Origin of the sequence: Kitasatospora sp. NPDC048545 (assembly GCF_040651155.1) — a bacterium.
GTDB lineage: Bacteria > Actinomycetota > Actinomycetes > Streptomycetales > Streptomycetaceae > Kitasatospora.
Genome location: NZ_JBEZIQ010000110.1, coordinates 1 through 12,004, shown reverse-complemented (window position 1 = coordinate 12,004; position 12,004 = coordinate 1). Strand labels below are relative to the sequence as shown.

Annotated in this window: 9 protein-coding genes and 1 pseudogene; 6 read left to right on the top strand and 4 right to left on the bottom strand. The window is 70.1% G+C overall.

What is annotated here, in order from left to right; all coding sequences use genetic code 11:
- Together AB0D10_RS45130 and AB0D10_RS45125 are read right to left on the bottom strand one after the other, a co-directional pair.
- Positions 1-765, bottom strand: a 765-nt coding sequence (locus tag AB0D10_RS45130; RefSeq protein WP_360268594.1) for an Hsp70 family protein, incomplete at its 3' end; no start/stop codon positions are given.
- Positions 766-2,100: 1,335 nt separating this feature from the next.
- Positions 2,101-2,760 carry a hypothetical protein gene (locus tag AB0D10_RS45125; protein WP_360268592.1) on the bottom strand — a complete coding sequence of 220 codons (660 nt, stop codon included), beginning with the start codon at positions 2,758-2,760 and terminating at the stop codon, positions 2,101-2,103.
- A gap of 264 nt (positions 2,761-3,024) precedes the next feature.
- On the opposite strand from AB0D10_RS45125, the gene AB0D10_RS45120 reads away from it, so the two are divergent.
- The 6 genes from AB0D10_RS45120 to AB0D10_RS45095 all read left to right on the top strand — a co-directional run bounded on the left by AB0D10_RS45120 (position 3,025) and on the right by AB0D10_RS45095 (position 10,393).
- Positions 3,025-3,270: a hypothetical protein gene (locus AB0D10_RS45120; protein WP_360268589.1), complete on the top strand. Its 246-nt coding sequence runs from the start codon at positions 3,025-3,027 to the stop codon at positions 3,268-3,270.
- 434 nt (positions 3,271-3,704) lie between these two features.
- Complete coding sequence (locus AB0D10_RS45115) at positions 3,705-4,574, top strand: slipin family protein (RefSeq protein WP_360268586.1); 870 nt, start codon at positions 3,705-3,707, stop codon at positions 4,572-4,574.
- A gap of 83 nt (positions 4,575-4,657) precedes the next feature.
- Positions 4,658-5,023 carry a hypothetical protein gene (locus AB0D10_RS45110; RefSeq protein ID WP_360268583.1) on the top strand — a complete coding sequence of 122 codons (366 nt, stop codon included), beginning with the start codon at positions 4,658-4,660 and terminating at the stop codon, positions 5,021-5,023.
- Between the two features lie 370 nt (positions 5,024-5,393).
- Positions 5,394-6,680: a GAF domain-containing SpoIIE family protein phosphatase gene (locus AB0D10_RS45105; RefSeq protein WP_360268597.1), complete on the top strand. Its 1,287-nt coding sequence runs from the start codon at positions 5,394-5,396 to the stop codon at positions 6,678-6,680.
- Positions 6,681-6,881: 201 nt separating this feature from the next.
- Entirely contained in the window at positions 6,882-7,169 is a 288-nt protein-coding gene (locus AB0D10_RS45100) for a hypothetical protein (RefSeq protein WP_360268580.1), read from the top strand.
- A 2,873-nt stretch (positions 7,170-10,042) separates the two neighbouring features.
- Positions 10,043-10,393 (top strand): helix-turn-helix domain-containing protein, encoded by a 351-nt coding sequence (locus tag AB0D10_RS45095; protein ID WP_360268577.1) that lies wholly within the window; start codon positions 10,043-10,045, stop codon positions 10,391-10,393.
- Positions 10,394-11,223: 830 nt separating this feature from the next.
- Here the strand turns inward: AB0D10_RS45095 and AB0D10_RS45090 are convergent.
- Together AB0D10_RS45090 and AB0D10_RS45085 are read right to left on the bottom strand one after the other, a co-directional pair.
- Positions 11,224-11,604, bottom strand: coding sequence for a CBS domain-containing protein (locus AB0D10_RS45090; protein WP_360268574.1), 381 nt, complete (start codon positions 11,602-11,604; stop codon positions 11,224-11,226).
- Between the two features lie 166 nt (positions 11,605-11,770).
- Positions 11,771-12,004: pseudogene (locus tag AB0D10_RS45085) on the bottom strand (ATP-dependent helicase); the annotation flags it as partial.

Genomic DNA, 12,004 nt, shown 5'->3' with positions numbered 1-12,004 from the left:
GGTCTCGGAGGACGAGGACAGCTCGATCTTGGCCTTCTCGGCGGCCTCGCGCAGACGCTGCAGGGCCATCTTGTCCTTGGACAGGTCGACGCCGTAGCCGTTCCTGAACTGCTTGACGAGATGGTCGACGACGCGCTGGTCCCAGTCGTCGCCGCCGAGGTGGGTGTCGCCATTGGTGGCCTTCACCTCCACCACGCCCTCGCCGATCTCCAGCAGGGAGACGTCGAAGGTGCCGCCGCCGAGGTCGAAGACCAGGATCGTCTGGTCACTCTCCTTGTCCAGCCCGTACGCGAGGGCTGCGGCGGTCGGCTCGTTGACGATGCGCAGCACATTCAGGCCGGCGATCTCCCCGGCCTCCTTGGTGGCGGTGCGCTGGGAGTCGTTGAAGTAGGCGGGGACGGTGACGACAGCGTCGGTGACGTCCTCGCCGAGGTAGGCCTCGGCGTCGCGCTTGAGCTTCTGCAGTACACGGGCGGAGATCTCCTGCGCGGTGTACCGCTTTCCCTCGACGCCGCCGGTGTCGGGGAAGCGCCAGTGCGGGTCACCCATGTGGCGTTTGACGGAGCGGGCGGTGCGGTCCACGTTCGTGACGGCCTGGCGTTTGGCGACCTCGCCGACCAGTACGTCGCCGCCCTTGGCGAACGCCACGACCGACGGGGTGGTGCGCGCCCCTTCCGCGTTGGGGATGACGGTGGGCTCGCCGCCCTCCAGGACACAGACGACGGAGTTCGTGGTGCCCAGATCGACACCGACGGAGCGAGCCATCGCGGGGCCTCCTCCCGCACGAGCGGATCCCTGGGCAAACCCCCTCTCCCTCACTCGTAAAGCTTGAGTTGCCCGGTGTCAAGGGCTGACGGGAGTCCCGTTGGCGGGGGCCCGCGGCACGGCACCGGGGACAATGCCTGCGGGCCGTCGCGCTTCCCTGATCCCCGGACCGGGTCGGCGAGGCCCGGGCGCCCGCGCTTTCCGACCGGCTTGCGCCACTCGATCAGGAACAGGGTGGCGTCGTCGCTCGTGTGCCCGCCCGCTTCTCCTTCAGGACGTGGAAGAGCGCGCGGGCACCTGGCCCCGCGGGCGAGCCGGGAGGCGGCCCTGGCCGCGATGGCACGTGCGGTCGAGGCCGACGGAAGCGACTCGGGCTTGACCGGCACCCGGCCGAGCGCAACGCCCCCCGCCCCCGCGGCCGCCACCTGGGGTGCCTTCCCCGTCCACACTCTGTACAACGCACAGAGTGGCATCGGCGTCGTGCACAACGCCGCATCTCTGGAAGGGCCGGAACGCACCGTCGCCCGAGGTCCGTTCTGCCCAGCGCCCCGATCAATCCCGAACAGCGCGATGGCGATGCCCCTCGGGCCCCCGTGGTTCGTCACCAACCGCCCACAGCCACCACGGGCCGTCGCCTGGCCGGCTTTGCCGTCAAGCCTCGCTGGTCCGCGCCATCGGGGGATCTTCACCTCCGCGCTGCGTGGCTGACCACGGGGCCACCCGGCCTGCGGTTTGCCGACGCGCCGCATGACCGGGTCGGATGATTAATCGATACCCGCGTTGCCGCCACGCCCCAGCGCGGCACCCAGCAACGCTGGCGCGCTTGACCCAAGCCGATCAAGACGCAGAACCAATCCAGCTCCACCCGTCAACCCTCGTCGCGTGACAACTACGCCGAGGAGCCAGGAAGCCACGTTCGATCTACCCATTCGCCCTCGAAGGGTCGTCACGAACCGGACCTGGCATCAATGTGACACACGGCCTGACAAAACCATTGGCCTGCACTTGAATTGCATTCACCAACCCGATATCAAGCGCCTGGAAAACGACCCTCAGCACCAGAAGGTCCAGGAGTGCGCACCGATCAACCGTTCGGCATATTCCGCCAGCTCATGGACCGAACCGTCGACGTAATCCAACGCAGAACGCGAGGTGCTCTTCAGCCACCACGCATCCCTGCCGGCAAGGCGGCAGAAGGAGCGGGGATGCCCAGACGCAGAGCGGCGAAGTCGACGGCCACGACTCGCACCCCGCAACGATGCTCCCGGTCGCGCGGGACGGCAGAGATCCGGGCGCGCGCCGCTGCGCGGCGGAATACTCGTCCGGCCGATTTCCCTACGTTGTGGGGTAGCCGATCTCGGCGATGTCCTCGGCAAGGTCCGCTAGGGTCAGCTCGGCGTTGAGGGCCCGGACCACGTCATCGGTGAGTGGCCGCAGAGCACAGATGTGCCGGACGGTATCCAGGTCGACTGGTATCTCGTAGTAGTCGACGGCGAAGCTCGCGTACGCCTCCGGAGATCGGTCGGCGAGGAGCCGGAACAACCAGTCGGCCCCGTCGGGATCGACATGGCCCTCCGGGAAGTCGATCTCTCCCGTCTGCCAACTCTCGTCAGTCGTCCTACGCCACAGGCAGGCCGTCACCGTCGGAACGCCGTCGTCGCTGAACGCGGGTTCCTCGACGCACGACCGGAACTCTTCGGGAACGGAGTCCACCACGCCCTGCCACACTCCCTCCTCGGCATAGGGGCTCATCGGCGACTCGTGGTCAAAGCCCCGGATGTACACACCGGCCGGAGCGAAGACGATCGAGTACTCATCCCCCGAACCGTTGCGCATCGAGGCCAACTCCTCCGTCGGCGACCACCGCGCGTCGAAGGAGTAGTAGCGCGAGGACCAATCGGGACTGAGGATCGCATCCAGCATCGCCAAAGCCCGGCAGTGGTCCCGCAGGACGTCGGGATCGGGCAGAGAACGGGCGACATCGTTGACGGTCATGCCGACCATCCAAGCGGACCCCGGTGACAACCCGCACGGTCGCCGCCAAACCGCCGCACAAGGGACGTCGGCAGAACCACCACGACAGCAGCCCTATCCCGGGTAGCGACACCATTCGAGGCACTGACGCGTCTCAGCCGGCGGCTGCGCCGAGGTAGAGGGCAGCCAGCCGGGGAAGGCGACGGTGCATCTCGTCAGCGTCGTCGAAGTCGAAGTCCTCGCCCATGTCGGCTCCAGCTCCGCATCCGGATCCTGCCCTGCCCGATGGCGCTTCCACGCCTCGTGGAAGGCATCGGCGTCACCCACTCGGGCATCGGACTTCACACGCCCGCCACCGTCCGCTTCGGCACCGCGGAGGAGATCCGCGACCAGCGGGCCGTCACCCTCGCCGAGGCCTACGCACGGCACCCCGAACGCTTCGGCCGCCGCCCCAGACCACCCGAGATCCCGAAGACAGCGTGGATCAACGACCCCGCCATGCACAGGGAACCCGCGCCACAAACCTCATAGCGTCCCAACTGTCTCACTGGACTTGAAATCTTCCGCTACCGGCTCGCCTCGCTGCTCCTCCCCTCGGAGGATCCGGCGGCACAGGCCCGCCGCGCCATGGGCCTGCCCGGGCCAACCGACGGAATCGGCGACGCGGCCCGCCTGCGCGGACTCGGCGTGCTACCTGCGTTGCCGGCCGCCCCGCTCCGGGGTCGGCGTTCGAGCAGCGGGTCTTCCCGGAGATGCCGCGCTCAACCGCCGGCGCAGGAGGTTCTGCGCTCGGGCGGACCGGTCGGGACGGGAGCAGGCCCGTTCGGCCCTGTCGCACGCGCCGGATGCGGGGCAGGCTCACGGTAGGGCCGCAAAGCGGTCCCGCGCCTCCCGGTCGCTCTGCTCGTGGCGACGCGTTCCCGGACCTGCCTGTCGACGCCGGTCCGCAATCGAAGGGAGCCGACATGACCGCCGTGATCGCGGTCCTGGTGGTGCTCGTCATCCTGGTCCTGATCGGGCTCGCGATGTCGATCCGCATCGTCCGCCAGTACGAGAAGGGGGTCGTCTTCCGGTTCGGCCGGATCACCGGAGCGCGCGATCCCGGACTGCGCCTGATCGTCCCGTTCGCCGACGTCATGCACCACATCTCGCTGCGGATCGTCACCATGCCGATCCAGTCCCAGGGGATCATCACCCGCGACAACGTCAGCGTCGACGTCTCCGCCGTCGCCTACTTCCGCGTCGTGGACGCGATCAAGTCGGTCGTCGCCATCGAGAACGTGAGCTCCGCGATCAACCAGATCGCCCAGACGACCCTGCGCAAGGTCGTCGGCCGGCACACGCTGGACGAGACCCTGTCCGAGACCGACCGCATCAATCTGGACATCCGCCAGATCCTGGACATCACCACGACCGAATGGGGCGTGGAAGTCACCCTGGTCGAACTCAAGGACATCCAGCTGCCCGACACCATGAAGCGCGCGATGGCCAAGCAGGCCGAAGCCGAGCGGGAGAAGCGCGCAAAGATCATCAGCGCGCAGGGAGAGGCCCTGGCCGCCTCCGCACTCGGCGACGCCTCCGACACGATGATGGCCCACCCGCTCGCCCTCCAACTGCGCAACCTGCAGAGCCTCGTGGAGATCGCCGTCGACAAGAACAGCACCGTCGTCTTCCCCGCTCCCCTGATGAGCACCATCGGCGAACTCGGCTCCTTCCTCTCCCGCGAGGCAACCGCCGCCGCCGCTCCCGCACCGCAGCCGCCTCTGGTCACCCCGCTGATGACCAAGCCCGTTCATGCACCGGCACCCAACGGGGCAGCAACCGGGACCCCGTAGACGTCGCCGTCCCCTTCCGGCCGAGGGCGCACGGCGTTCGCCGGCGACGGGTGGAGCGCATCGCACGGAAGGCCATCGAGAAGATGACGCAGCCGTCCCACACACCGCTCCACGGGGTGCACCGCCTCGTGGAGTACTGGAAAGCCGCGGCCGCCGACCGCCGCGCGCGGGCCGCCGGCCGGCGGTGGCGGCACGTCGGCACCGAGCCGCGCTGGGCACGCAGTGATCTGCCGGCCCGGCGGCTGCTCGGACGGATCTTCGTCCCGTTCTTCCTGCTCGGGACCATCGTCTTCACGTTGCTCGCGGCGAACGCCCTCCCCGCACCGCGTGCCGATCGTGCGTTCTTCACGGGCCTCGCCGTGCTGTGCGCGGTGTCCACTGTCGTCGCGGTGATCGACCTGGTCGTCATCCGGCGTCGGATGGCGGAGGAACGACGGTGGCACCGCTGACGACGCGGGCGCGCGGGGGCATGGCGTACGGTCCCGGGGGTCTCCCGCCGGGGCGTCACGGAGTCCGCACCCCCTCCCGATCACCCCGCCAGGTCCCCCCGGGCCCGGAACTGCGGGCAACGCCACGGTGGGAGACCGTCCAAGTGATGTCGCGGCAGCTGAGGGTGCGGGCGGTGCTCGTCGCGGTCGCGGTCGGCGACGGGCCTGCCTACGGTTGAGAGCAGGACGCGCCGATGCAGCCGGCTCCCGGTGGTGCCACGCGTCGAATGTACGGTCGTCCAGCATGGGAATCGAAGGTGGGCCGGTGGATCCGGAGAATGGATCCGGGCGGGCGGACGTTCCCGACCGCAGCCACCGCATCGACGACGAGATGGACCGGATCGTCGGACGTCTACGGGACCTGGCCCACACCCAGCGCCGATTCCAGGACCTGCTGGACGCGGTCATGGCGGTCGGCCGGGAACTGGACCTGCCGGTCGTGCTCCGCCGGGTGATCACCACCGCGATGAGCCTGGTCGACGCCCGCTACGGCGCACTCGGCGTGCTCAGCGAGGACGGCGAACACCTGGAGGAGTTCATCCCCGTCGGGCTGAGCGAGCAGCAGGTCGCAGCGCTGGCCGCAGTCGCCCTTCCACACGGGCGCGGACTCCTGGGCCACCTCATCGAACACCCCGAACCGCTGCGTGTCGCGGACATCGGCGCCCACCCGGACGCGGTCGGCTTCCCACCGGGCCACCCGCCGATGCGGACACTGCTCGGGGTGGCGCTCACCGGCCGCGGACGCGTCTTCGGCAACCTCTACCTCTGCGAGCGGCGCGACGGGCAACCCTTCGACGACCACGACCAGGACATCCTCGTGGCGCTCGCCGGCGCGGCCGGCCTCGCCATCGAGAACGCCCGCCTCTACCGGCAGGTCCGCACCAACGCCGAGTACTTCCAGCGCCTCCTCCTTCCCGGCCTGCCCGATGTGGCACCCTTCTCCGCCGCGGCCATCTACCGGCCCGCCGCCACCCCGGACCACGTCGGCGGCGACTGGTACGACGCCCTGATGCTCCCCGACGGCGCCTGCGCCCTGGTCATCGGCGACGTCGCCGGACACGACCTGAAGTCCGCCGCCACCATGGCCCAGACCCGCAACATGCTGCGCGCCCTCCTCTACGACCGCCGCACCCCGCCCAGCGCCGTCCTGACACAGCTCGACCGCACTCTGGAGGCGATCACCGACAACCCGATCACCACCACCTGCCTCGCCCGCATCGAACCCTCCGAGGACGGCTGGACGCTCCACTGGAGCAACGCCGGACACCCGCCACCGCTCCTGATCAGCCCCGACGGCACCGCCCACTACCTGCACCCCGACCCCGGCCTGCCCCTCGGCGTAGACCCCGACGTGCCCCGCCCAGACCACAAGCACCCCCTGCCCCGTAACGCCACCCTCGTGCTCTTCACGGACGGCCTGGTCGAGCACCCCGACCAGCCCCTGGATGCCGGCCTCAGCGCCCTCGCCCAGGTCGCCGCCGCCCACGCCGACCTGCCCCTGGACGACCTGTGCCGGATCCTGGCCGATGCCCATCTCGGCGACGGCCACGACGACCTCGCCGTCCTCGCCCTGCGCACCCCGCCCGCCGTACCGGGAGGGGGCGCCCGAGCCGGCTGACCCCGGCCTGGCCCGCCGGGCCGGAAGATCGGGCCATCGAGGCCATCGACCGGGCTCGCCCGGGTCGACGAGGACGGCTACCACTTCATCGTCGACCGCACGAAGGACCTGATCATCCGCGGCGGCTACAACGTCTACCCGCGCGAGGTCGAGGAGGTCCTCTACCGGCACCCGGCGGTCGCCGAGGCTGCCGTCGTCGGCGTGCCGGACCGACTGCTCGGGCAGGAGGTCGCCGCAGCGGTCGTCCTCAAGCCCGCAGCGCGCGCCACCGCCGAGGAGCTCCGCGACCACGTGAAGGCCCGGGTGGCCGCCTACAAGTACCCCCCGGGTGGTAACGCTCACCGACGCCCTCCCCCAAGGGGCCGGCCGGCAAGATCCTCAAGCGTGAGATCGTCGTGGCACCGCTCGAGCCCTGACCCGGATCCCCGCCGGCGGCACCGACTCCCGGGGCGGCGTGGGGCCGAGCAGCAGGCGCCGACGATCGCGTAGGGGACGGCGATGCCGGAGCACCTCCGCCGTCGGCTGCTTCGCGGTCCCGACCGGCCGGATGATGCTGGATGGTGCGCCATGAGGCAGGAGGGTCCCGCCATGGAACGATCCGGCCAATGTCCACCAGTCCAAGCCTCGCAGGTCAGGGCCCTTCACGTCCGACTCCGACCTCCATGACGCCTGATGCCACCCCAGGACACCCAATACGTGAGAAGCGCGTGAGAGCCAGCATGCGAGCGGGAGATCGAAAGTGATCCGCTCACCCAGGACAATGAGACTTCCTCCGCTCCAGAGCCCCCGATGTCGCTCCTCGGAACAGCGCGGCCGCGACGGTCGGCCTCCAGGTCAAGGAATTCTTCATCGTCCACCGACAGGCAGTAGTGACGGGAGCCACAGGCCTCCCATGGAGACCATTACACACGACCGCCCCACAAAAGGTCGCCCCCGCATTGCTGCGGAGGTGACCTTACCGGCCTGCGCAAACGTAACACCGACCGGGGCAACAGGATCTGAATCCACGCCCCCGCAACCCTATGATCTTCCCGCCGAAAGGGCAGACACTCGCGAGATCACGAGTCGCGGATCCAGGAATCCTGCCTCATTGATCCACATATTCGCCTCCTCGCGATCGTGTCACCGGCAACTTCTCCCGGCACTTTCCAGAATACTCCGCACCGCTGGAATCCGAGCACCTCTTGCACATGAATTCTTTTTCGAAAATTACCGCACGCTCATGTTTGGCCGTCATCCGATAAATACCTTGGGCCGCACCCGACAGCGGCGAGATCCTGCCTGGCCGAAGTGCCGCGGGCCAGGGCCGGCGCCATGCCGGGACAGGGGAGGTGCTGGTGAGACGTTCGCCGGTCCATCTCGGGGCAAGGCAGGAAGCCGACGGTGGAAGAGGACTGCTGCAGGGAACCGTGGTGCTCATGGCGGATTTCGCACGGGAGAACCCGCGGAGCGCCGCGGACCGGTCAAGAGGATTCGGTGATCGGCTGCTGGGGCGGATCCTGGACCGGGCTCACGAGATGCGCCGCAGATCGCGGACCCGGCCTTCCCGGCGACGAAGTGCGGCGCGGAGCAAACACCGGCCGCTCCCTGCTCGCCCCGGAGACCGGGGCCGGCCGAAGTACGGTGGACGGACTCACTGTCAACGACCTGCGGGATTCCTGCGGTGCCAAGCGCCCGCACCAGGCCGCCCACAACAACGAGTCCAGGACGGGTGTTCGATATGACCGGGCGGCCTCCGATCCCACCGCTGCCCAGCCACCGGGGCCGGAACAGCCGGTGCACCTCTCACTGACACCGGAAGGAGCCACCCCGGGACGACTGGACGGCGCCCGGCGGCCCCGCTCGCACGACCTCCTGCACGGACTCCCCCCGCTGGCGGCGGCACTGGCCCCACATGGGGGAAGATCACACCTGTCACCGTGAATCCGACACATCGGCCGGCCATCCCCCGGCGGGTCCCGTCGAAGGCCACGCATCCACGTCGGATGGTTCGAGCAGGAGCAGGACGCGGACGAGGCGATGGTGTGCTCCTTCGTCCCGCTCCGCCTGGAGCTCCTGGCAATTCCCCCGAGGCCGAGGCCTCGGCCGCCGCCGAGTGGCTGATGACCGCGGCGCCCGACCCGGCCAATGCCCGCACCGGCACCGACGCATCCGCAGCGCTCCGCTCGGGTGCGGTCGGGCGCACCGGACGGCGGCCCGGCCCGACCAGGGCACGGAGGTGGGCACCGGGCCCCCTGGGGGCGGGCCGCGGGGGTCGGACGGGTGCGCGGCACGACAGGGCTCCGGTGGCGGACCCGGGATCTGGCTGCGGCGACCGGCCGCCCCACCCCGTGCGGGGCGAAGACTACCTCCCCAACCAGCACCGAAAAATCTATTCCCGCCGAAGTAGACATTGCCGCGCACCGTGGTTAGTGTTTCTCTCGTAGATGAGATCAGCGGTACCCGCCAGACACGAACTGGCGGGCAGCAGTACAGGAGTTCGCAGGTCGGTACGGTTGCAGGGTCCTGAAGCCAGGGATGTAGCAGTAAGGCGACAGGACCGGCGGCCGGACCGGGCGGCCCGCAGGTATCAGGGGCCGTCGCACAGCGGTACCGCAGTGCAGCAGGAGCAGTACCCGTAGGTGAGCAGGATGCAGGACACGCCGGGCAGGTGGGCGTGAAGTAGTGGCGCAACAGCGGCGCGGTAGCGGAGTCCCGGAGCCACGGCAGGTGCAGGACGGCAACGGGACTGGCGGCCGGGCCGGGCGGCCCGCAGGATCAGGGGTCGCCACCGAGCGGTACCGCAGTTCGGTAGGCGCAGTACCAGCAGTGTGAAGTTGAGTTGGGCAGTACCAGCAGTCGAAGTACGCGGTATCCCGGTGAAGGCGCCCAGACTGCGGGTGCGCGCGCTGGGAGTCCGGCAGTGGGGTTCCAAGCCGAGTGGTCGAGCAGGACGGGCGACGGGGCTGGCTGCCGGACCCGGTGGACCGCAAGGACCGCCACAGCAGTACCGAGTGGTTGGCACTACCACGCAGTTCGAAGTACAAGCAGTTCCGCAGTACCGAGCAGTACCCGTGTGAGCAGTACCAGGCAGTTCGAAGTACCAGGCCAGTACAGAGGAAACGGAGGGGACAGAGCGCCATCAGGATCGCCCGGCCCGTGAGGAAGTCGCCCGGGCGGAATCCGAAGACCCCAAGGCAAGGACGGTGGTTTCCGGTCACGCATACGCGATCCCTGCACGCCCCCTCCCCCGGGGCAGTGCGGATATAAGGAAGCCGGCCACAAGGCCGGCAGATGGTGTAGAACCCTTCGGGGCCCCGGGAGCCGCAATGGCCCCGGGGCCCCTCAGCGCGTCCCCGGACACAACAACAAGAAGAGGTGCAGTGACCACGGCAACCATTCGACCGCATACCCCCGACTCCCTCGACGACGACGACTACCCCGCCTACACCATGGGCCGCGCCGCCGAGATGACCGGCACCACCCCCGGCTTCCTGCGGGCCCTCGGCGAACAGGGCCTCATCACCCCCCTGCGTTCCGACGGCGGCCACCGCCGCTACTCCCGCTACCAACTGCGCATCGCCATGCGCGCCCGTGACCTCGTCGACCAGGGCACCGCCATCGAGGCCGCCTGCCGCATCGTCATCCTCGAAGACCAACTCGAAGAAGCCCTGCGTATCAACGAAGAACTCCGCGGTTCCCCGCGCGGCCAGGAGTCCGCCGCCGACACCTGACCCGCCTGCCAGGCCGACGAGACCGGTCCGCGGTGAGCGACGGGCGCTCACCGCAGGCCGCCCCGGACACGATTACCCCTCAGCCCCCGGTCGCCGGCCGACCGTTCTCCACCGGCCAGGCCGCCCGACACCCTGCCTCATTGGCGCGGACCGGTTCCAGGCCGCCCGGTACGACGGCACGCCGCCCGTTGAAGTACACACCCGGGGCGTTCGTCCACTACCGTTCCGCCCGGGTCATGACGCGTGCCCCGCAGCGTGAGCCCGGGCCCGGTCTGCTTCCCGTCGACCGGACCGAGCCCGCGCTCCCACTGCCTCGGTCGCATCCCCGATGACCACTCCGCGACCGCCCGCGCCGCGCGAATGGTGACCGAGGAAGGGACGCCGACGCTACTTCCGCACGGCCCGCTCGTCGGATGCACCGGCCCCCTCGGGACCGGATCGTTCAGGCCACGCTCAGTGCACAACTGTGCTTCCTTGCCTGGTCCTTGGCCGCGCCTGCCGCTGACGGTTCGCCTGCGCTGAGCGGGCGGTCCGCGCGGTCGCCCGGCCGCTACGGTGGGGTTGCGCCGCCGCACGCGGGTCGTCAGGCAAGTCGCCCGTTTTGCGGGCGCACTACGGCCCGCCCGAGACCGGGGCCGCGAGGAGTACTCGGTGGCCGTCCCCGCGCAGTCCGCCCCCTGCCCTCGACATCCGCCTGCGATCGGGAACCGGCGGCCTGGTGCTCGACCCGATGGGCGACCCGGACCAGGACAGCGGCCCAATGCTGAACGCCGCCGTGGACAGCGCCCTGGACGCGCGACTGTCGGCGCGTCGGCGCCGGCAGAGCTGGCCTAGAAGCTGAGCAGGCCGATGGCGTGGCCGTCGGGGTCGACCACCGGCCATGTGTCCAGGCCGCGGGCGCGCATGGCGGCGGCTGCGGTGGCGGCGAGCATGTCAGCGGTGGCGAACGGGGCCTGGTCGAGGACGATGTCGCGCACCGGGGTGCGCTCGGTGGACCAGGTGCGGGTCTGGAACGGTGCGAGGTGCAGGCGGGTCAGCAGGCCGGCGCAGCGGCCGTCGTCGTCGCGGACCAGGAGGTGGTCGGCGCCGGAGCTGTGCAGGATGTCGATCGCCATGTCGACCATGACGTCGTCGCTGATCTGCAGCTCGGGGTGTCTCATGAGGTCGCCGACCGTGGCGGTGGTCGCGGGGTGTTCGAGGGTGAGGGTCATGGGCGGACTCCTTGATGTCGGTTCCGCCGGGGCCGGCGGTGGTCGGGGCATCGGCGGTGGGATGGCCGGCGGGGGTCCGCCGGAGCGGGCCGGGACTCGTGTTTCGCGCTGGTGAGTCGTGTGGGCCTGGACCGCAGCAGCGGTCCAGGCCCACAGCTGCTGCCCACTAGGCGGCGAGGGCGACGCGCCTCGGTGCCCGGCGGCGGCCGGAGGAGCCCTGGTTGTCGCGGCCCGCGACAGTCGCGCGGGTGTCACCGGCCGCGTGGGCGGGGCGGCTGCGGCGGCCGCGGCTCGTGGACGGGCTGCGGCGGGGGCGTTCGACGACGGGGGCGGCGATCACCGTGGGGATACCGGTGGGCACGCGGGCGCCGGTGATGCGGGTCAGGTCCTCGTCGCCGGC